Below are 21,503 nucleotides of genomic sequence, written 5' to 3'. Positions count from 1 at the left end.
CCGATACCGCCACCTCCACCGCACGACTGTGCGTAGTCGCGTCGCTTTGGAGAGTGACGGCCGCTCCGCTAGGTTCTGGGGGCCCGATCCGGACCCCTCTGGACCCCCTCCGGCCCCTGGAGCGCGTCGGCGTGAGCAACTCGCACTACGAGACGTACGAGACGTACGGCCCGGCCTACCTGGAACCGGTGTACGGCGGCTACGACGCGCCGCCCGCTGATCTGCACACCGCCGAGACACTCGGCCACAGGACGACCGGCGGACACGTGGACACCTACCGGCCCGCCTACGAGGAACCGCCCCTGCCCGGGCTGCCCCGGCAGGGCCCCACGGGCGCCGCACCGGCACCGGCGTTCACCGTCGGCCCGCCCCGCGTGGGCCCTCGCCCGGAGCCGCGGACGGAGCCGCGCCTGGAGCCGCGGACGGAGCCGCGCCCGGAGTCGCGTACGGAAATGCCGGCCGGATCACGCGTCGAAGCCCGCGCCGAAGCCCGCGCCGAGGCGCGTGCCGGATCGCGTACGGGGGCGCGTACCGGCTCCCACCGGAGATCCGCGCGCCGGCGCAAGACGCGCTACGTCGAGCGCCCGGGCGACGGCTCCATGCGGCGGCTGCTCCCGCAGGCCCTGGTCGTCGCCTTCCTGGCGGGCGGCACCACCGCGTTCGTCGCCAAGGACAAGGCGATCGAGCTGAACGTCGACGGCAAGGCCCGCACCCTGCACACCTTCGCCGACGACGTCACCGAGCTGCTGGCGGAGGAGGGCGTCGAGATCGGCGCCCACGACGTGGTCGCGCCCGGCCCCGGCGCGCGGCTCACCAGCGGCGACGAGATCGCCGTGCACTACGCCCGCCCCGTGCGGCTCACCCTCGACGGCGACCGGCGCGAGGTGTGGACGACAGCGCACACGGTCGCCGGGGCGCTCAGACAACTCGGGGTCCGCCAGGAAGGCGCGTACGTGTCCGCGTCCCGCGCCCAGCGGATCGGCCGCGCGGGGCTCGCGCTGGACGTACGGACCGAGCGCACGGTCACGATCATGGCCGACGGCCGGGCCCGCACCGTCCGCACCAACGCGGCCACCGTGCTGGACGCGGTCGAGGAGGCCGGCATCACGCTGCGCGGCCAGGACACCACGTCGGTCCCGCAGGGCAGCTTCCCGCGCGACGGGCAGACCGTCACGGTGCTGCGGATCACCGGCGGCAGGGAGGTCCGTGACGAGCCGATCCCGTTCCCCGTACGGCGGATCGAGGACCCGGCCCTGTTCCGCGGCACGGAGGTCGTCGAACAGGCGGGAGAGCCCGGTCTGCGCCGCGTCACCTACTCCCTGCGCACGGTCAACGGCGTCCAGCAGAAGCCGCGCCGTATCAAGGCCGAGCTGGTGCGCGCGGCACGCCCGCAACTGGTGAAGGTCGGCACCAAACCGCCCCCGGACTCGGTGCGGGGCGCCGACCACCTCGACTGGCAGGGCCTCGCCGCCTGCGAGTCCGGCGGCCGCCCCGACGCGGTCGACTCCTCGGGCACCTACGGCGGCCTGTACCAGTTCGACACCCATACCTGGCAGTCCCTCGGCGGCCGAGGCCGCCCCCAGGACGCCCCGGCGGCCGAACAGACCTACCGAGCGAAGAAGCTCTACGTGAAACAGGGCACAAGCCCATGGCCCCACTGCGGCGGCAGACTGCACAGTTAGCTGCTCAGCTGCGGGCAGTCGTGCCGCTGGGGCGGCACGGGTGGGCGCGGGCGGCACCCCGCACCGCCGGGCCGCGCAACACCCCGCCCCCAGCCCCGACACCGAGCACCGGAAACCGCCCGTGGAAACCCCCCGTACCCTTGTCCCCGTGACCAGCCCCACCCCCGACGCCCTCCTGGGCCCCGCCGACATCCGCGACCTCGCGACCACCCTCGGCGTACGCCCCACCAAACAACGCGGCCAGAACTTCGTGATCGACGCGAACACCGTCCGCCGCATCGTCCGCACCGCACAGGTCCGCCCCGACGACGTCGCCGTCGAGGTGGGCCCGGGGCTCGGGTCACTGACGCTCGCGCTGCTGGAGGTCGCCGACCGCGTCACGGCCGTCGAGATCGACGACGTGCTCGCCGCCGCGCTGCCCGCGACCATCACGGCCCGCATGCCGGACCGCGCCGACCGCTTCGCCCTCGTCCACTGCGACGCGATGCACGTCACGGAGCTGCCGGGCCCCGCCCCGACCGCGCTGGTCGCCAACCTCCCCTACAACGTGGCCGTCCCGGTGCTGCTGCACATGCTCGACACCTTCCCGACCATCGAACGCACCCTCGTCATGGTCCAGTCGGAGGTCGCCGACCGCCTCGCCGCCGCCCCCGGCTCGAAGGTGTACGGCGTGCCCTCGGTCAAGGCCAACTGGTACGCCGAGGTCAAGCGGGCCGGCGCCATCGGCCGGAACGTCTTCTGGCCGGCGCCCAACGTCGACAGCGGACTGGTCTCCCTGGTCCGCCGGACCGAGCCGGTCAAGACGACGGCGTCGAAGGCCGAGGTCTTCGCCGTCGTGGACGCGGCGTTCGCCCAGCGCCGCAAGACGCTGCGGGCCGCGCTCGCCGGCTGGGCCGGTTCCGCTGCCGCCGCCGAGACGGCCCTGGTCGCCGCCGGGGTCTCCCCGCAGGCCCGGGGCGAGTCGCTGACCGTGGAGGAGTTCGCGCGTATCGCCGAGCACAAGGCGAAGCGGCACGAGGAGAAGGAGCCCGCGTGAGCGTCACGGTCCGCGTCCCCGCCAAGGTCAACGTGCAGCTGGCGGTGGGCCCCGCCCGCTCCGACGGCTTCCATCCCCTGGCCAACGTCTTCCTCGCGGTCGGCCTCTACGACGAGGTCACCGTCACCCCCGCCGACGAGCTCCGCATCACCTGCGCGGGCCCGGACGCCGACCAGGTCCCGCTGGACCGCACGAACCTGGCCGCCCGTGCGGCCGAAGCGCTCGCCGCGCGGTACGGCCGTGACCCCGGCGTCCACATCCACATCGCCAAGGACATCCCCGTCGCCGGCGGCATGGCGGGCGGCAGCGCGGACGGCGCCGCTGCCCTGGTGGCCTGCGACGCGCTGTGGGGGACCGGCGCCTCCCGCGAGGAACTGCTCGCCATCTGCGCCGAGTTGGGCAGCGACGTGCCGTTCAGCCTGGTGGGCGGGGCGGCCCTCGGGATCGGGCGGGGCGAGCAGCTGACGCCCCTGGAGACCGGCGGCACCTTCCACTGGGTGTTCGCGATGGCCGGGCGGGGCCTGTCCACCCCGGCCGTGTTCCGGGAGTTCGACCGTCTCGGCGAGGGCACCGACATCCCGGACCCGGTCGCCTCCCAGGAACTCATCGCCGCCCTCGCCAAGGGCGACCCGGACGCGCTCGCCGCCACCGTCTCCAACGACCTCCAGCCCGCCGCCCTCTCCCTCTTCCCGGAGCTCGCCGCGACCCTGGCCACCGGCCGGGCCGCCGGGGCCCTCGCCGCCCTGGTCTCCGGCTCCGGCCCGACCACGGCGTTCCTCGTCCGCGACCCGGAGTCGGCGGCCGCGGTGGCACAGGCGCTGGTGGCGTCCGGCACGTGCCGGACCGTGCGCACGGCCCTGGGCCCGGCACCCGGGGCCACGGTCGCCGGCGCCGGTTAACCACGTGACCCGGCCGCAGCGAGCCGCATAGGCTCCCCCGGTTGCCGACATGGGGGGCACAGTGGAGCGACTGGTCGCGGCCGTGCGAGACGGAGACGCGGACGAGGTCCGCGCGTCGCTGGAGGCCGGGGCCGACCCGGACACCGTCGACGGAACCGACGGCCTCCCGGTCCTGTGCCGGGCCGTGGCGGCGTACGACGAACCCGTCGTCGAGGCGCTGCTCGAAGCCGGTGCCGACCCGCTGCGCCCGCTGCCCGACGGGACCACTCCGCTGCTGCGGGCCGTGGACGGCGGATCGCACCACATGGTCGACGCACTCGCCACGCACCGGGCGCCCCTCCCCGCGCCGGTGCGCCAGGAGCTGCTGGCCCGTGCCCGGCACTGGGCCGAGACGGATGTGGAGGCGGAGCTGCGCCGCGTCACCGGACTCACCGGGCCCGTCGAACGGGTCCGGGTCGAGGACGACGAGGTCGGCTGGTGGTGTGAGCAGGTGACGCTGGGCGGGGTGACCGTGCGCGACGAGCACCGGGCGGTCCTCACCTCCATGGAGGCCCGCTACGGCATCCGCACCCACTTCGACGACCTGGCCGCGCGTGCCCTCGCCCACCCCGACCGGGGCCACGTCGTGTGGAGCGAGGTCGTCTTCACGCTCGGCCGCCGGGTCGACGAGGAGACCTGGCAGTGGAGCAGGGACCTGCTCAACCACCCCGACCGATCGCACCGCCTGCTCGGCGCCGACCTCCTGCTGTCCCTGATCTTCGGGGACATCGTCACCGGACGCCAGCCGTTCTGGAACCGGGGGAGGGAGCTCGTGCCCTGGGCGGAGGAGGAACAGGACCCGGAGGTGCTGGCGGTCGTCCTGCACGCGATGACCCACGACAACGCCCCGGAGATCGAGGCCGTCGGACTGTCGCACCTGACCCACCCGGACCCGGCGGTGCGCGCCCTGATCCCCGAGACCCTGGAGCAGTCCGAGGACGGCCGGCCCCTGGTCCGCCCCGAGAGTCTCACCGCGGTGCTCACCCTGGCCCGGGACCCGGACCCCTTCGTACGCGAGGCGGTGTGCCACTGGCTCGCGCACCACCGGGCGGGCGAGCCGGAAGTGGGGGACGCGCTGGCCGCGCTCACCCACGACGAGCTGCAGTCGATCCGCATCGGCGCCGTGTCCGGCCTGGCCTGGCGCGACGATCCGCGCTGTGTGGAGGCGGAGCACAGGATCGGCCCCCTCGACAAGGCGCTGCCGTTCGACGAGAGGCTGCTGGACGTGTCTCGGTACCAGCGCCGCCAGGAGGCGTCCGAGAGCTTGTGAGGACCCCGGCCGGAGCACCTCGCGGCCCGACTACCCTGGAGAGTCGATCGTCCCGCCTGTCAGGAGAGTAATGGCCGTCAACCTGGTCAATGTCGAGAACGTCAGCAAGGTGTACGGCACCCGCGCCCTGCTCGACGGCGTTTCCCTCGGCGTCTCCGAAGGGGACCGCATCGGCGTCGTCGGCCGCAACGGCGACGGCAAGACCACGCTGATCCGGATGCTCGCCAAGCAGGAAGAGGCCGACACCGGGCGCGTCACGCACTCCGGCGGGCTGCGCAGCGGTGTGCTCACCCAGCACGACTCCCTCGACCCCGAGGCCACCGTCCGCCACGAGGTCATCGGCGACATGGCCGACCACGAGTGGGCGGGCGACGCCAAGGTCCGCGACGTCCTGACCGGCCTGTTCGGCGGGCTCGACCTGCCGGGGTTCCCCAAGGGACTCGACACCGTCATCGGGCCGCTGTCCGGCGGTGAGCGCCGCCGTATCGCGCTCGCCAAGCTGCTCATCGAGGAGCAGGACCTGCTTGTCCTCGACGAGCCCACCAACCACCTCGACGTCGAGGGCATCTCCTGGCTCGCCCGGCACTTGCGGAACCGCCGCTCGGCCCTGGTGTGCGTCACCCACGACCGCTGGTTCCTCGACCAGGTGTGCACGCGCATGTGGGACGTCCAGCGCGGCGCGGTCTACGAGTACGAGGGCGGCTACTCCGACTACGTCTTCGCGCGCGCCGAGCGTGAGCGCATCGCCGCCACCGAGGAGGTCAAGCGGCAGAACCTCGTCCGCAAGGAGCTGGCCTGGCTGCGGCGCGGGGCGCCCGCCCGGACCTCCAAGCCGCGCTTCCGCGTCGAGGCGGCCAACGAGCTCATCAAGGACGTCCCGCCGCCCCGGGACAGCAGCGAGCTGATGAAGTTCGCGTCCTCGCGGCTCGGCAAGACCGTGTTCGACCTGGAGGACATCACCGTCCAGGCGGGTCCCAAGGTCCTCCTCAAGCACGTCACCTGGCAGCTCGGGCCGGGCGACCGGATCGGTCTCGTCGGAGTCAACGGGGCGGGGAAGACGTCCCTGTTGCGGGCCATGTCCGAGGCCGCCCGGACCGACGGCGAGGCACAGCCCGCCGGCGGGCGCGTCCGCGTCGGCAAGACCGTGAAGCTGGCCTACCTCTCGCAGGAGGTCGCCGAACTCGACCCGAGCACGCGCGTGCTGGAGGCCGTGCAGCAGGTGCGCGAGCGGGTCGACCTCGGCAAGGGACGCGAGATGACCGCCGGGCAGCTGTGCGAGACGTTCGGCTTCGGCAAGGAGAAGCAGTGGACGCCGGTCGGTGACCTCTCCGGCGGCGAGCGGCGGCGGCTCCAGCTGCTGCGCCTGCTCATGGACGAGCCCAACGTCCTCTTCCTCGACGAGCCCACCAACGACCTCGACATCGAGACGCTGACCCAGCTGGAGGACGTCCTCGACGGCTGGCCCGGCTCGATGATCGTCATCTCCCACGACCGGTTCTTCGTCGAGCGCACCACCGACCGGGTGTTCGCCCTGCTCGGCGACGGCACCCTGCGGATGCTGCCGCGCGGCATCGACGAGTACCTGGAGCGGCGACAGCGCATGGAGGAGGCCGCAGCCGCCTCCTCGGGCCCCGCCGCCTCCCCGCAGACCGGGGCCCCGGAGAAGAGCGCCGCCGACCAGCGCGCGGCGAAGAAGGAACTCCAGAAGATCGAGCGGCAGCTCGACAAGGTCTCCGAGAAGGAGACCACACTGCACGCGCGGATCGCGGACAACGCCACGGACTTCGCGAAGGTGGCCGAACTGGACGCCGAACTGCGGGAGTTGATCGGCCAGCGCGAGGAGCTCGAGATGCGGTGGCTGGAACTCGCCGAGGACGCGTGAAGGGTGCGTGAAGGCGCATAACGACGGCATCACGGGCCGGTCCTCCCTTGGGAACAGGGGGTGATCGGCCCAGTGCGCTGTCGGAACCTGGTGATAGAAAGAGGCGTCTTAGAACTTTATGAAGCGACTCTGAGCTCATCGCGTACCTCAGGGCGTGGCTAAAAATCAGTGATGGAACGGGGGAAACCGCTGATGACTCAGCCGCCCGGTCAGCCGCCGCACGGCAGCTTCGGCGCACCGCAGGGCCAGCCGCCGCAGGGTGGTGGTTTCGGAGCACCGCAGACTCCGCCACCGCCGCAGGGCCCGCCCCAGACGCCGCCGCCTCCGCAGGGGCCGCCGCAGCCGGGATACGGCTACCCGCAGCAGCCCGGACCGTATGCGCAGCCGCAGCAGCCGCAGCAGCCGGGTCCGTACGGGCCGCCGCAGCCCGGCCCCTACGGCCAGCCGCAGCAGCCCGGACCGTACGCCCAGCCCGGCTACGGCTACCCGCCGCCGCAGTACCCGGGCGCGCCCGGCACTCCGCCCCCCGGGGGCGGCTCGGGCAACCCCTTCAAGGGCAAGCCCGCCCTGATCATCGGTGCGGCCGTCGCCGCGCTGCTCGTCGTCGGCGGCACCGTGTGGGCGGTCACCGGCGGCGACGACGGCAAGGGCAAGAAGAAGCCCGTCGCCCAGCAGAGCGGCGACGGCAAGCAGGGCGCCTCCCCGGTCAACCCCGGTGACGGCAGCGGCGACGGCGGCGAGGACCCGGAGAACCTCAACGAGGGCCGCCAGGCCGGCGAGGCGAAGGTCCTCTGGTACAAGGAGGGGCCCGACGCGCCCGGTTCCGGCGCCGACGCCCCCGGCATGTGGATCACCGACAAGACGGCGGTGAAGGCGGCGTACAAGCAGCTCCTCGCCTACAACGTCGGTGACGGCAAGCCGAGTTGGGACCCGATCACCTTCCCGCAGAAGATCTGCGCGACCACTCCGGAGAAGACCTCCGAAGACAAGATCATCGTCGCGTACATGAGCGGCAGCAGCGACCGCGCCGAGTGCAACCAGCTCCAGGAGATCGACCTGAACACCGGGGAGAAGGGCTGGAAGCAGGAGGTCGCCGACGGCGCCCTGTTCGACTCCACGCTCTCCGTCGAGCTGACCGTCACCGGCAAGACGCTGATGGTGGGCCGTTCCCAGTCCGGCACGGCGTACGACATCACCAACGGCGACAAGCTCTTCGACAAGAGGCGCTACGGCGCGTCCTGCTTCCCCTCCGCGTTCGCCGGCGGCGAGAAGCTGATCGCCGTCTCCTCCTGCGGCGCCGGAGGCACCAACGAGCACGACGAGGTGCAGCAGCTCGACCCGCGCACCGGCAAGGTCGAGTGGACCCAGAAGTTCGACAAGGGCTGGCGGGTCGCGCGCACCTACTCCGTGAGCCCGCTGGTCGTCTACAGCACCAACGAGGACAAGAAGGCCTGGAACATCTCCACCTTCACCTCCGGCGGCAAGTTCCAGTCGCAGGTCGGCTTCGACGAGGACTTCGCCCCCGAGTGCGGCTGGGCCATCCTCGAGCGCGACCTCCAGGGCTGCCAGGGCGTCGCCGCCGACGACACCACGCTCTACCTGCCGACCGAGGCGACCACCGGCGCCAACGAGATCGTCGCGGTCAACCTCGCCACCGGTAAGGAGAAGTGGCGTGTGAAGTCCCCGGTGGACGAGTCGATGCTGCCGATGAAGGTCGAGGGCGACAAGCTCATCGCCTATGTGGAGCCGTCGTACGACGCGGGCGGCCAGGTCGTGTCCATCCCGACCGGCGGCAGCGGCCACAAGCCGGTCAAGCTGCTGCAGAACCCGCAGGGCGCCGCGGACATCGAGAACGGCTTCTTCTCCAAGGACATCGACTGGGTCGGCGGGCGCTTCTACATCTCGAGCACCCGGCTGAGCGGGAACGACGACACGAAGGAGAAGTTGATGCTCGCCTACGGCAAGTGACTCTTCCTCCTCTCTTCCTCTTCTCTTCCTCCTTCCGAACTCCCCTCGTCGTCCCTCCCCTTCCCCGAGGTACTCACGTCATGACCCAGCCGCCGCCCCCGCCGCCTCAGCAGCCCCCGCCCGGGGGAGGCTTCGGGCCGCCCCAGGACCAGCCCCCGCAGGGGCCGCCGCCCGCGGGTGGGCCGAACCTCGGGAAGACCCCGGAGCCGCAGCCGGGTTACGGCTACCCGCAGGCTCCGCAGGCTCCGCAGGCACCGCAGACACCCCCGGCACCTCAGACACCCCCGGCTCCGCAGACGCCGCCCGCACCGCCCGCGCAGCAGCCGCAGCCGGGGTACGGCTACCCGCAAGCAGCCCCGCAGCCGCCGCAGGCACCGGCCGGTTACGGCTACCCGGGGCAGCAGCCGGGGCCGTACGGACAGCCGGGTCAGCCGGGGTACGGGCAGCAGCCCGGTTACGGCTATCCGCAGGCGACCATGCCGCTCCAGCCGCAGCCCGGTCAGCCCGGACAGCCGGGCGGGGGCGGGAAGTTCAACGCGCAGCTGGCGATCATCGTCGCCGCGGTCGTGGCGATCGCCCTGATCATCGGCGGCGGTGTCTGGTACTCCTCGTCCAAGGACGACGGCAAGAAGGACGACACCGCGAACTCCAGCGGCGGCACCGGCGGAACGGACGACGGCAACGGCGGCACCAGCCCCGGTGGCAAGGAGAAGGCACCGGCCGACCCCGCCTCCAAGGTCCTCTTCCAGATCCCGGCTCCCGAGGTGAAGAACGACAGCTCGGTCGTCGTCTCCGGCTCGTGGCTCACCGACAAGGCGTACGTCAAGAGCGGCATCGCCGAGATCAACGGCTACGACCGCGACAAGGGCAGCAAGCTGTGGACGATCCCGCTGTCCGGCCCGGTCTGCCAGGCCGGCCGCCAGGTCACCGACGACGGCCTGACGGCGATCCTTTACCAGCCCGCGATGCCCACCAAGGCCGAGCCCTCGCACGGGTGCAGCCAGGTCGCCCTGCTCGACCTCGACGCGGGCAAGAAGCTGTGGACCAAGACCGCCAAGACCGGTGACCAGCTGATCAGCTTCGACAACGTCACGATCAGCGGTGACACCGTCGCCGTCGGCAGCACCAGCGGCGGCGCCGCCTTCGACGTCTCCGGCAAGCTCCTGTGGAGCCCCAAGCCGAGCGACTCCTGCTACGACGCCGGGTACGGCGGCGGCGAGAAGCTCGTCGCGGTGCGCAAGTGCGGTTCGTACGAGCAGCGGCAGCTGCACATCCAGACCATCGACCCGAAGTCCGGGAAGGTGATCTCGGAGTACCAGATGGCGGAGGGCATCGAGTACGCGAGCATCGTGTCGACCAACCCGCTCGTCGTCGCCGCCGACGTCGGCGACTCCGCGGGCGACGGCAGCGGCATCTCGGACTTCTTCTCCATCGACAACAAGACGGGCAAGCTGCGCACGCGCATCGCCGCGCCGGGCAAGCAGTACGCCGCCCGCTGCGAGGGCGTCAGCCGCGTCGAGTCCTGCAGCCAGCTGGCCGTCGGCAACGACCGGCTGTACATCCCGACCGAGGAGCACGACGGCGAGGGCGAGTACAGCCAGACCAACGAGATCGTGTCCTTCGACCTCGCCACCGGCAAGCAGACCGGGCAGCGGGCGGACGCCGGTGACGGCTACACCATCTCGCCGCTGCGCATGGACGGCGGGAACCTGATCGCGTACAAGCGCCCGCCGTACGACAAGGGCGGGCAGATCGTGAGCCTCGACGGGGGCGACCTCAAGCAGACCAAGCTGCTGGAGAACCCGGCGACGGAAGCGGTGCGCGACGTGGAGGCCAGGATGTCGCCGGACTACTCCGAGTTGCTGTTCGCCGACGGGCACCTGTTCATGTCCAGGGTGTTCGCGAGCAAGCCGTCCGGCAGCGCGACCGAGAAGGAGTACCTCGCGGTGGGCTTCGGCACGAGCTGATCGTTACGTGGCTGCTCGTTGATCGAACGGATGCCGATACGGCCCCGTCCCTGAACAGGGACGGGGCCGTACGCGTAGGTCCCCGTCAACCTCTCACGAGAGGAATTTCGGTGATCGGGGCGATTCTCGCCGGTAGGGGGAGCGCAACGTCGAACAAGCGTGTAGCTTCCGGGGGCATGAAGGCGGGGAGCCGGGGGGCTCCCATCTGGGGGGACCGGGGTGACTGGGGGGTTACTCGATGGGAGTGCGGCTCATGGTGGTCGACGACCACCGTTTGCTGGCCGAGGCGTTGGCCTCCGCGCTGAAGCTGCGCGGGCACCGGGTGCTGGCCGCGGCGGCGCCGGCCGCGGGGGCGGCGGAGCTGGTGATCACGCGGGCGCCGGAGGTGTGCCTGCTGGGGACGGCGACGCCGGCGGAGCCGGGGATCTTCGACCCCGTGGTGCGGATCAAGCGGGAGCGTCCACAGGTGGCGGTGCTGGTGCTGGGGCCGGTGCCGAGCCCCCGCGGCATCGCGGCGGCGTTCGCGGCGGGAGCCTCCGGCTACGTCCGGCACGACGAGCGCATAGAGGGTGTGGAGCGGGCGATCATGAAGGCCCGGGCGGGTGAGGCGGCGGTGGCGCCGCAGCTGCTGCAGGGAGCCTTCAGCGAACTGCTGAACCCCGCGGCCCAACCGGACGACGAAGGCCAGCGGTTGCTCCAGATGCTCACTCCTCGCGAGGTCGAGGTCCTGGTCCGCGTCGCGGACGGCGAGGACACCCGCCTGATCGCGGCGGGCATGGGCATCGCCCCCTCCACGGCCCGCACGCACGTCCAGCGAGTCCTGATGAAACTGGGCGTGGGCTCCCGCCTGGAGGCGGCGGCGTTGGCGGCCAGGACGGGGTTGCTGGACCGCGCGGGCCCGCTGGCCCGGGACCCGGGGCCGGAGGCCTGACCAGTTGTACGTCGAACGTTGAGGCGTGGGCGGGTTCTGGTCGATCTCATCTCGGCGTGGCCTCCGACCCGACTCCGTTTTCAAGGGATGCGCGCAGTAAATCCCCAGGTGATGCGGGGGCTTGTGCCCGCCGGGTCAGTGAAGCCCTATGGCTCCCTTCGCGCCATACCGCTCCGGCCTCGAAGAAATGCCCTGGTTGATTCGAACGCCTGTGCCTAAAGTGATCGTCGCGCACGGCGGAGCTGACCACTCCGCCACAGCGCGCGTCATCGGCGACCGAGGGACACCGTCGCCACCGGGGGGCTACACCGTCATGCCGCGAAGCCGGCTCTTCACTCATCTCCTCCGCTCTTCTGGCGGCCACCCCCGGAAGCCTTCCATTGCGATGAGGGGGATGCTTTCTTGCGCCCAAGACCAGGGCCCTTCCTGCCCAGAACCCGTTCCCTGCCCAGATCGGGCAGACCCCGGTTACTGACCTCCGTCGTCACATCCGCCGTGGCCGTGGCCGTACTGGCCGGCCTGGCGGTCCAGCCCGATGTGCTGGACCGGCTCACCGACACGGGGGCGGCCGCCCCGGCGAACGGCTCCGACGACTGGTCCGACGACACGGCCGCCGAGCAACTGCGGCAGGACCAGTGCCTGATGGCGGAGGTGCTCCGCCTGGGTGGGCCGTCCATGACCGCGACCGCGCAGGACGGGCTCAACCAGCCGCCGGACAAACTGCACGCCCTGGCCGACCGGAAGTACTGGGAAGACACCCAGCTGGCCGTTGCGTACCAGCGGGACAGGGACGCGGCAAAGAAGGAGCTCGATGCCGCCTACGCCCTTCGGGACGAGTGGTCCAAGCCCCTTGATGGCCTGGAGACTCCCGGCGGGTTCACCGTCACCGGTTTCCACTGGCCTCCTGGAGGGCCAGGTGACGAGGAGAAGGACTTCCACAGCCAGACCGGTCTGACGCAGTGGATCGCCGACAGGTTCTGGAAGCGCGAGGGCGACTTCTACGAGGACTCCACTCCCGAGGCCGACGAGAAGACTCTGAAGGCCGTTACCGATCTGGGCACCCCGCTCTACGGCGAGAAGCCGTACGACCCGGACCTGCCCAACGAGGAGCGGCAGCGGCAGTACGAGGAACAGCGGGCATTCCGAGGGCTGTTCGACACCTTGAACGGCAAGGGCGCCGATGACGCCCGTCTGTTCCTGTCCTCCGGCGGATTCCCCCGCACCGCGCCCGAGCCCGGTACGGCAGAACACCGGATCGCGGTCGAGGACCTGAAGACCAGGTACGCGTCATGCGCCTGGCGGGATCCGATCGACCCGAACAAGGTCCTGGGCGGTATGGCCGACACGGCCGCCTCGGAGTGGCAGCAAGAGATCACCTCGCAGGCCCCCCAGCGCAACCAGATCCTGAAGTCCAGCAAGGACGCCACCAACGCCCTCGCCAGCGGTGCGAAGGCGTTGGGGAACCTGCTGGGGCACTCGTGGGTCGCAGACCGTCTGGTCCGTTGGCAGGACTACTGGGCTCCTGGCGGTGCGGGCTGGATCGGCGACTCCCCCGCTGTCATCCAGGTCGAGGCGGCCGAGGGCAAGTGCCTGGACGCGGAGGGCGGTAAGACGGCCTCCGGCACTCCGGTGCAGATCTACACCTGCAACAACTCTTCGGGTCAGCAGTGGCGGCTTCGCGCCGCTTCCAGTGACAGCTACGCCCTCGTCAACGTCAAGTCCGACAAGTGCCTGGACGTCGAGAACAGCGACCCTGCCAACGGCACGAAGATCCAGCTCTGGACGTGCAACGAGAGCGCGGCGCAGGAGTGGGAGTTCGACGTCCGCGCCGTCAGCGAACTGCGCAACGTCGCCACGGACAAGTGCCTGGACCTGCACAAGTTCGACAACAGTCAAGACTCCTGGCTGTGGACGTGCAACGGCACGAACCCGCAGAGGTTCCGGATGGTCCCCAAGGGTCACAACGGCTCGGGCACCCAGTTCTACCCGGACAAGGCGCAGTTCGACCAGGCCAAGAAGGGCGTCGCGGCGGCGCAGGCGCAGGCGAAGAAGCAGCTCGATGTTCTCAAGGCTCAGCTGGCCGTGGCGCGCAAGCACGCCACCGCCACTGACATCGCGCAGCAGGCCGCGTACGCCATCGCCGACGAGGCCGGCGCCCCGCGCGGCCGGGGTCTGCTGGTCGGCCAGCAGAAGGCCCAGGTCACCAAGGGCGCTGTGGCCGCTCTGGAAGCGATGGTGAAGGCCGGTACGACCGCTGAGGCCGCCACGCGCGCCTCCGCCGGTGACAGCGCGACCATCGCACAACGGGCCCTGGCCCAGGCGGCCCAGTCGAAGGCGGAGTTCCGCAGGGCCGCCGCAGCGGTGGCCGAGGCCCAGGCGAAGGCCGCGGCCGACGGCGCGAAGGTGCACCGCGACAACGCCAAGAAGGACAAGGAGACCGCGGAGGCCAAGCTCGCCGAGGCGCTGAAGGCCGAAGGCGAGGCCAAGTCGGCCGCCGCTGAGGCCCACGCCAAGCGCCTGGCCGCCGAGGCCGAGGAGAAGACGGCCGAGGCGGAGAAGAAGACGGCCGCGGCCAAGCAGGCCGAGGCCGCACAGCACAGGAAGAACGCCGAAGCGGAGGCGACACGGGCCGAGGACGCCAAGGGCAAGGCCGAGGCGTCCGAAGGCACGGCGGTCGAGAAGAAGAACGCCGCCGTCAAGGCCCGCGACCACGCCAAGGACATGCGGGATGACGCGTGGGACGCGGAGCAGAAGGCCGACGCCGCCCGCGCCAAGGCCGATGCCAAGGCCGCCTACGCCGACTCCCTGGAGGCCGGCGAAGCAGGAGAGGACGCCCGCGCCGCGGCCAATGCGGCGGACAAGCACGCCGACGACGCCGAGGCAGCCGCCACCCGGGCACGTTCCGAAGCGGACGCAGCGACCAAGGCGGCAGCAGACGCCGACGCGGCAGCCACCCGCGCGGAGGCGGCTGCCAAGCGCTCCCGCGCGCACGCGGACGCCGCCCGGGCCGCGAAGCTGAAGTCCGACGCCGCGGTGAAGACCGCGACGAGCGCCGCAGCCGACGCCATCGACGCCTCCGAGCACGCCTCCTCCGAGGCCAAGACGGCGGTCGCCCTGGCCGACGAGGCGGAGAAGCAGGCCAAGACCGCAAAGGCCCACGCGGACGAGGCGAACAAGGAAGCCGCCAAGGCCCTTGCCGCCTCGGCGAAGGCCGCCGGCTTCGCCCACGTCACCGCACAAGCCGCCGTGGACGCTGGCAAAGCCGCGGCCCAGGTCGCCAAGCCCGCCAACGACGCCATCCAGCTCGGCTCCCCGTACGTCGACACCGACTCGGCGGCCGGCCTGGTCGTCCTCACCGGCCAGGCGTCCAAAACCATCGCCGACCAGCAGAAGTCCGTCGCCGACGCCCACGCCAAGAACGCGGCCGCCGAAGCCTCAGCGGCCAAGAACCTAGCCGACCAGGCGAAGGGCGACGCCAAGGCCGCCTACCAGCACGCCGCCAACGCCGCCGGCCACGCCTCCGACGCTCGCACCTACGCCAAGGAAGCCCTCGGCTACGCCGCGGACGCCGCCAAGGCCGCGTCCAAGGCAACCGCAAGCCTGGCCCGAACCGTCGACTACAACCGCCAGGCCACCGAGGACGCCCAAGCCGCCGACCAGGCAGCCGGCCGCGCCGAAACCCATGCCAAGAACGCCCGCGACTCGGCCGACCAGGCAGCCCTCGACGCGGAAGCCGCCCGCAGCGCAGCTGCCGCGGCCGAAGAGGCAGCCAAGGATGCCCGGGCAGCGGCCAACCGCGCCGACGCCGCGGCGACCGAAGCGGAGGAGGCGGCCAAGGACGCGGAGAAGTACGCCAAGGAAGCCCAGGAAGCGGCGACACGAGCCGAACAGGCGGGCGCCAACAAGCAGGTCTCAACGGGTGCCGGGACCGGTGTCGGGGGTGTGTTCTACGTCGTCGACGAGGAGAAGTCGAAGGTCCTCTCGGCGAAACAGATCGGAGAGTGCCCCTCCAACGCGCCTCTTGTCGGCTGCAACGCCCGCTATGAGGTGACCGTCGAACTCGTTGCCGACTTCTACCTGTGCACCGAGACCGATGCGCTGGCTACTCCGGAGGGCTGTCCGAAGTCGGCGTGGCACTACCTCGACACGAAGACGATCAGGCCCGACGACGCCGTTGAGTGGAGCCACTTCTTCTCCGGACGGGACATTCTCAAGCTGGGCTGGCAAAGCCTCTTCGGGGACACCCTCGGCGCGGTCCTGTTCCAGATCGTCGTCGGGGACTTCATCGACTGCTTCCACGGCAGTAAGTCGTCCTGTGCCTGGGCGGCGGCGATGTTCCTCCCCATCGCCAAGCCCCTCGCCGCTATCAGCGACAGCGTCAGAGCCCTGGATGCGGCCCTCAAGACCGGCATCGGTTTCGACGACGCTTGGAAGGCCCTGCGCGCTGCCGGAGTAGCCGACCAGGTTCTGGCCGGCCTCGGTGCCAAGGCGATCGCGGGTGGCAAGCTGCCTTGGGCCGAGCGCGGCGGTCCTGGCAGCTGGCAGGTGATCACCGACGAGGTGAAGGATGCGACGAACGCCTCAGTCCTGTACGAGCAGCGCATCACCGGTATCCCCGTAGGGTTTGGCTACGTCATCCATGACACCCCGAACGTCAAGGGATTCGTCAAGTTCGACGGGTTCAAGAACGGAGTCTTGCTTGACGCCAAGGGCTACGAGTACGCGAAGTGGGTCAAAGACGGCAAGTTCGTGCCCTTCTTCTCAGGTGCGGACGGGCTTGTGAAGCAGGCCAACCGCCAGCTCGATGCCGTGAAGGCTGCGGGAACGAAGACGCAAATCCGCTGGGACATCGCTGAGTACGACGCGTATGTCGCGATAAAGAATCTTTTCTCCGAGAAGGGGATTACTGGAATCACCCTCGTGCACACGCCGTAGCAGGCATGTTGTGAGAGCCGGGGTGCCGTTCCCTGAGGGTACCCCGGCCTTCTCTCAAACCAGGTAGCGTCTTCAAGAACCCTCGAATCGAAGCGAGAGCCCGTTGAGCGAAACCGTCCTCTACCTCATTCCCTCCGATCCGTACTGGCAGCCGGATCAAGTGGCAAGCAGCCGCGCTATGGTGCTCGCCGAGGAGTTGTGCTCCGATGCGCTCGGGGACGTCGAAGTGGATGAAAGCGATGCGCCAGCCTTTATAAACGGTGCGGGCCTGGAATCCGTGTCGTGTCCTCGATGTGGAGCTCAGCTCGACTTCCACGGGTGGTGGATGACGAGGATGGATGAGGCCTACCGGGACAGGAGCGTCCCAAGCCTTGCCGTGAAGGTTCCCTGCTGTGGCACTGACACCACGTTGAACGACCTCGTATACAACGTGCCTTCCGGATTCGCTCGGTTCAGGCTGAGGGTGTGGAGTCCCAACAGGCACATGCTCAGCGACGAGGATCTGACTCGGATCGGTGATGCCTTGGGGCATCCAGCGCGGCAGATCTGGTCCCTTATCTGATACGGAGTACTGGCCTACACGCCCTCGCACCTTCGGACGGGACTCGTATGACCGTCGCCGTCACCGCGGTGCAGACGTCGGCACCCAGCCGCGCAACCGGGCGTCTCGGCGGGCGGAGTGACGGCGCCCCGCCGTCACTCCCTCGTTTCACCCTCCGGCACAACCCCCGGCGGCGCCGGTGCCACAGGCCGCAGCTTCAGCCACACCAGGAAGAACAGGCCGAGCGCCAGCATGCCCAACCCGGTCCACAGGTTGATGTTGACGCCCTCCGCCTTGTCGATGTCGGCGTCGGATGCCGTGAGTCCGGCGATCGTGACGATCACCCCGTAGAGCACGAACAGTCCGCCGATGATCCGCCGGATGTCGAACAGCCTCGCGGCGGTCGCCGACTTGCCCTCCAGGTCGGTGACTTCCCGCTGTACGTCCTTGTCGGAGTAGTGCTCGGACATGTCTCTATCCTCCCTCGGTCAGAACGAGAACGGGATGTAGCAGGCTGCGGCCAGCACGATGGCGCCCCACCCCAGCAACGCCGGCTTGCGGTACCAGGCCTCGTCCCCGGGCGCCGCAGGCTCCGCCATGCCGGGCGAGGTCGTGCCGTACACCAGCCCCTGCAACTCCTCCGTCGGCTTCGGCGCGGTGAAGAGCGACACCGCCACCATGACGACCGCGCCCGCGACGAACCCGGCGATCGCGGAGACGAAGTTGGCGCCCTGGTCGGAGGGGATGTCGACGATGTCCTGCTTGTAGAGGACGAAGTAGTTGACCATCGCCGCGGTGGTGCCCGCGATCAGCCCCCAGAAGCCCGACTTCATGGATGCCCGCTTCCAGAACATGCCGATGATGAAGACGACGAACATCGGCACGTTGAAGAAGGAGAACAGCGTCTGGAGGTAGGCCATGATGTTCGAGAAGGACCTCGCCAGGAACGCCGTGCCGATGGAGGCCAGCACCCCGATCGCGGTGATGAGCCGGCCGAAGCGCACGTAGTACGCGTCCTCGCGGCCCCGCCGGACGTACTTCGCCCAGATGTCCGTCGTGAACACCGTGTTGAACGACGACACGTTGGCCGCCATGCCCGCCATGAACGCCGCGAGCAGACCCGTCACGGCGATGCCCAGCACACCGTTGGGCAGCAGCTGTTCCATCAGGTACGGGATGGCGTCGTTGTACTGCAGGTCGGAGCCGGACGTGCCGATCTTCGGGACGAGCACGGCGGCGACCAGGCCCGGGATCATCACCAGGAACACGATGAAGATCTTCGGGTACGCGGCGATCAGCGGGGTCCGCTGCGCCGCCGAGAGGTTCTTCGCGGACAGGGCGCGCTGCACCTCGGCGAAGTTCGTCGTCCAGTAGCCGAAGGACAGCACGAAGCCGAGGCCCAGGACGATCGTCAGCCAGTTCGCGCCCAGTGGGTTGTCGTTGCCGATGCCGGTGCCGCCCCAGGAGGTCATGAAGTCGGCGCCGTGGGTCTTGGTGAGGGAGTCGGACAGGCCGTCCCAGCCGCCCACCTTCTTCAGGCCGAGGACGGTGATGGGGATGAGCGCCGCCAGGATCACGAAGAACTGCAGGACCTCGTTGTAGATCGCCGAGGACAGGCCGCCGAGGGTGATGTACGCCAGGACGAAGAACCCGGCGACGACGATGGCCACCCACTCCGGCCAGCCCAGCAGCGCCTCGACGACGATGGCCAGGGCGTAGAGGTTGACGCCGGCGATGAGGATCGCGGCGAAGGCGAAGAGGACCGAGCTGAGGAGGTGCGCGGCCCGGTCGAAGCGCAGCAGCAGGAACTCGGGGACCGAGCGGACCTTGGAGCCGTAGTAGAAGGGCATCATCACCAGGCCGAGGAAGACCATGGCCGGGATGGCGCCGATCCAGTACCAGTGCGTCGTGTAGACGCCGTACTGCGCGCTGTTGGCGGCCATGCCCAGGATCTCGGTGGCGCCCAGGTTGGCGGCAACGAAGGCGAGACCGGTGACCCAGGCAGGCAGGGAACGGCCGGAGAGGAAGAAGTCGAGGCTGGTCTTCACCGAGCGCCGGGCGGCGAAGCCGATGCCGAGGACGACGACGAAGTAGATGCCGAGGATCGTGTAGTCGAGCCAGTTCGTGGGGAGACGTAGCTCGGCTGCCAGATATGTGGGGGTTTGCACAAGCCCTCGCTTTGTTGCGTGAACCGATACCTCGCGGAATCTACGCCTCCACCTTCAGCGGCTGAACCGTTCGGATGATGCTCTTTGTTGGATTGTGATGTTGACGATTGAGGATGCTGGTGTTTTGATATGTTGGGTTATGTTTGAAGGATGAGGAGTCCGGCGTGAAGAAGACCTCGACCCGGCTGGCCGACGGTCGCGAGCTCATCTACTACGACCTGCGTGACGACAGTGTGCGGGACGCCACCGACCGCCGCCCGCTGGACCGCACCGTCACCACGTCCGAGATCCGCCGCGACCCCCTGCTCGGCGACTCCGTCGCCGTCGCCTCGCACCGCCAGGGCCGCACCTACCACCCGCCGGCCGACGAGTGCCCCCTGTGCCCCTCCGAGGGCGACCGGCTGAGCGAGATCCCGGACTCGTCGTACGACGTCGTCGTGTTCGAGAACCGCTTCCCCTCGCTGGCCGGCGACTCGGGCCGCTGCGAGGTCGTCTGCTTCACCTCCGACCACGACGCGTCCTTCGCCGCCCTCTCCGAGGAGCAGGCGGGCCTCGTGCTGGAGGCGTGGACGGACCGCACATCGGAGCTGTCCCACCTCCCCTCCGTCGAGCAGGTGTTCTGCTTCGAGAACCGGGGCGCCGAGATCGGCGTGACCCTCCAGCACCCGCACGGGCAGATCTACGCCTACCCCTTCACCACCCCGCGTACCGCGCTCATGCTCCGCTCCGTCGCGACCCACAAGGAGATGACGGGAGGGGAGAACCTCTTCGACGCCGTCCTGGAACGTGAACTCGCCGACGAGCGAGTCATCCTGGAGGGTGAACACTGGGTGGCATTCGTGCCTTATGCGGCGCACTGGCCGTACGAGGTCCACCTGTACCCCAAGCGCCGCGTCCCCGACCTGCTCGGCCTGGACGAAGCCGCGCGCACAGAGTTCCCCAAGGTATATCTGGAACTCTTGAGGCGTTTCGACCGGATCTTCGGTGAGGGTGAGCCTCCGACGCCGTACATCGCGGCCTGGCACCAGGCCCCGTTCGGCGCGCTGGAGGAGTTCGACGGGATCGTGCGCGAGGACTTCGCGCTCCACCTCGAGCTTTTCACCATCCGCCGCACTTCCGGCAAGCTGAAGTTTCTCGCGGGTTCCGAGTCCGGCATGAACGTGTTCATCAACGACGTGCCGCCGGAGCGCGCGGCCGAGCGACTGCGAGAGGTAGCGAGTTCATGAGCGGGAAATACCTGGTGACGGGCGGCGCGGGCTACGTCGGCAGCGTGGTCGCCCAGCACCTGCTGGAGGCGGGACACGAGGCCGTCGTCCTGGACAACCTCTCCACCGGCTTCCGTGAGGGCGTTCCGGCGGGCGCCACCTTCATCGAGGGCGACATCCGCGATGCCGCCAAATGGCTGGACTCCTCGTACGACGGCGTCCTGCACTTCGCCGCGTTCTCGCAGGTCGGCGAGTCGGTCGCGAAGCCCGAGAAGTACTGGGACAACAACGTCGCCGGCACCATGGCCCTGCTGGCCGCGATGCGCGAGGCGGACGTCCGCACACTGGTCTTCTCCTCCACGGCGGCGACGTACGGCGAACCGGACGAGGTCCCGATCGTCGAGTCGGCCCCCACGTCCCCCACCAACCCCTACGGCGCCACCAAGCTCGCGGTGGACCACATGATCACCGGCGAGGCCGCGGCACACGGCCTGGGCGCGGTGTCCCTGCGCTACTTCAACGTGGCCGGGGCGTACGGCGAGCACGGCGAGCGCCACGACCCCGAGTCCCACCTCATCCCGCTGGTGCTCCAGGTGGCACAGGGCAGGCGGGACTCGATCTCCGTCTTCGGCGAGGACTACGCGACGCCGGACGGCACCTGCGTACGCGACTACATCCACGTGGCGGACCTCGCCGAGGCCCACCTGCTGGCCCTGAAGGCCGCCACCCCCGGCGAGCACCTCATCTGCAACCTCGGCAACGGCAACGGCTTCTCGGTCCGCGAGGTCATCGAGACGGTCCGCCGCGTCACGGGCCACCCGATCCCCGAGGTCGTGGCCCCGCGCCGGGGCGGCGACCCGGCGGTCCTGGTGGCATCGGCCGCCACGGCCCGCGAGAAGCTGGGCTGGAACCCGTCCCGCGCGGACCTCGCGGGAATCGTCGCCGACGCGTGGGACTTCGCGCAGCGGCGCGGCAACTAG

14 protein-coding genes are annotated in these 21,503 nt (G+C 70.1%); 12 read left to right on the top strand and 2 right to left on the bottom strand.

Going from position 1 to position 21,503, the window contains the following annotated elements:
• Positions 1–131 precede the first annotated feature (131 nt).
• The 10 genes from SSQG_RS16010 to SSQG_RS15965 all read left to right on the top strand — a co-directional run bounded on the left by SSQG_RS16010 (position 132) and on the right by SSQG_RS15965 (position 17,171).
• Positions 132–1,682, top strand: coding sequence for a resuscitation-promoting factor (locus tag SSQG_RS16010; protein WP_039932842.1), 1,551 nt, complete (start codon positions 132–134; stop codon positions 1,680–1,682).
• 148 nt (positions 1,683–1,830) lie between these two features.
• Entirely contained in the window at positions 1,831–2,718 is an 888-nt protein-coding gene (gene rsmA, locus SSQG_RS16005) for a 16S rRNA (adenine(1518)-N(6)/adenine(1519)-N(6))-dimethyltransferase RsmA (RefSeq protein ID WP_003990830.1), read from the top strand.
• Positions 2,715–3,617 carry a 4-(cytidine 5'-diphospho)-2-C-methyl-D-erythritol kinase gene (locus SSQG_RS16000; RefSeq protein ID WP_003990829.1) on the top strand — a complete coding sequence of 301 codons (903 nt, stop codon included), beginning with the start codon at positions 2,715–2,717 and terminating at the stop codon, positions 3,615–3,617. Before rsmA ends, SSQG_RS16000 begins: the two co-directional genes overlap by 4 nt.
• A gap of 49 nt (positions 3,618–3,666) precedes the next feature.
• Positions 3,667–4,926 (top strand): ankyrin repeat domain-containing protein, encoded by a 1,260-nt coding sequence (locus tag SSQG_RS15995; protein ID WP_003990828.1) that lies wholly within the window; start codon positions 3,667–3,669, stop codon positions 4,924–4,926.
• 70 nt (positions 4,927–4,996) lie between these two features.
• Positions 4,997–6,808 carry an ABC-F family ATP-binding cassette domain-containing protein gene (locus SSQG_RS15990; protein WP_003990827.1) on the top strand — a complete coding sequence of 604 codons (1,812 nt, stop codon included), beginning with the start codon at positions 4,997–4,999 and terminating at the stop codon, positions 6,806–6,808.
• Positions 6,809–7,000: 192 nt separating this feature from the next.
• A complete protein-coding gene (locus tag SSQG_RS15985) occupies positions 7,001–8,776 on the top strand; it encodes a PQQ-binding-like beta-propeller repeat protein (RefSeq protein WP_003990826.1) in 1,776 nt (591 codons plus the stop codon).
• Positions 8,777–8,856: 80 nt separating this feature from the next.
• Entirely contained in the window at positions 8,857–10,743 is a 1,887-nt protein-coding gene (locus SSQG_RS15980) for a PQQ-binding-like beta-propeller repeat protein (protein WP_078506859.1), read from the top strand.
• Positions 10,744–10,996: 253 nt separating this feature from the next.
• Positions 10,997–11,674: a helix-turn-helix transcriptional regulator gene (locus tag SSQG_RS15975; RefSeq protein WP_244299147.1), complete on the top strand. Its 678-nt coding sequence runs from the start codon at positions 10,997–10,999 to the stop codon at positions 11,672–11,674.
• A gap of 402 nt (positions 11,675–12,076) precedes the next feature.
• The gene (locus SSQG_RS15970) at positions 12,077–16,609 is read left to right on the top strand and encodes an RICIN domain-containing protein (protein ID WP_003990823.1); all 4,533 of its coding nucleotides are present in this window, start codon (positions 12,077–12,079) and stop codon (positions 16,607–16,609) included.
• 103 nt (positions 16,610–16,712) lie between these two features.
• Positions 16,713–17,171 (top strand): hypothetical protein, encoded by a 459-nt coding sequence (locus SSQG_RS15965; RefSeq protein ID WP_003990822.1) that lies wholly within the window; start codon positions 16,713–16,715, stop codon positions 17,169–17,171.
• 134 nt (positions 17,172–17,305) lie between these two features.
• Here SSQG_RS15965 and SSQG_RS15960 read toward each other — a convergent pair whose 3' ends face one another.
• Together SSQG_RS15960 and SSQG_RS15955 are read right to left on the bottom strand one after the other, a co-directional pair.
• Positions 17,306–17,620 (bottom strand): hypothetical protein, encoded by a 315-nt coding sequence (locus SSQG_RS15960; protein ID WP_003990821.1) that lies wholly within the window; start codon positions 17,618–17,620, stop codon positions 17,306–17,308.
• 18 nt (positions 17,621–17,638) lie between these two features.
• Positions 17,639–19,318, bottom strand: coding sequence for a sodium:solute symporter family protein (locus SSQG_RS15955; RefSeq protein WP_003990820.1), 1,680 nt, complete (start codon positions 19,316–19,318; stop codon positions 17,639–17,641).
• 164 nt (positions 19,319–19,482) lie between these two features.
• Here SSQG_RS15955 and galT point away from each other — a divergent pair, with 164 nt between their 5' ends.
• On the top strand, positions 19,483–20,544 hold the full coding sequence (galT, locus tag SSQG_RS15950; RefSeq protein WP_003990819.1) for a galactose-1-phosphate uridylyltransferase: 1,062 nt from the start codon (positions 19,483–19,485) through the stop codon (positions 20,542–20,544).
• On the top strand, positions 20,541–21,503 hold the full coding sequence (galE, locus tag SSQG_RS15945; RefSeq protein WP_003990818.1) for a UDP-glucose 4-epimerase GalE: 963 nt from the start codon (positions 20,541–20,543) through the stop codon (positions 21,501–21,503). The genes galT and galE overlap by 4 nt, the downstream gene beginning before the upstream one ends.

It is taken from the genome of Streptomyces viridochromogenes DSM 40736, from assembly GCF_000158955.1.
Taxonomy (GTDB): Bacteria; Actinomycetota; Actinomycetes; order Streptomycetales; family Streptomycetaceae; genus Streptomyces; species Streptomyces venetus.
This window is presented reverse-complemented; position numbering and strand designations above follow the sequence as displayed.

Coding starts and splice junctions, on each gene's coding strand:
- SSQG_RS15980 (WP_078506859.1), top strand. CDS start 8,857: ATGACCCAGCCGCCGCCCCCGCCGCCTCAGCAGCCCCCGCCCGGGGGA.
- SSQG_RS15985 (WP_003990826.1), top strand. CDS start 7,001: ATGACTCAGCCGCCCGGTCAGCCGCCGCACGGCAGCTTCGGCGCACCG.
- galE (WP_003990818.1), top strand. CDS start 20,541: ATGAGCGGGAAATACCTGGTGACGGGCGGCGCGGGCTACGTCGGCAGC.
- SSQG_RS15975 (WP_244299147.1), top strand. CDS start 10,997: ATGGTGGTCGACGACCACCGTTTGCTGGCCGAGGCGTTGGCCTCCGCG.
- SSQG_RS15960 (WP_003990821.1), bottom strand. CDS start 17,620: ATGTCCGAGCACTACTCCGACAAGGACGTACAGCGGGAAGTCACCGAC.
- SSQG_RS15990 (WP_003990827.1), top strand. CDS start 4,997: ATGGCCGTCAACCTGGTCAATGTCGAGAACGTCAGCAAGGTGTACGGC.
- SSQG_RS15995 (WP_003990828.1), top strand. CDS start 3,667: ATGGGGGGCACAGTGGAGCGACTGGTCGCGGCCGTGCGAGACGGAGAC.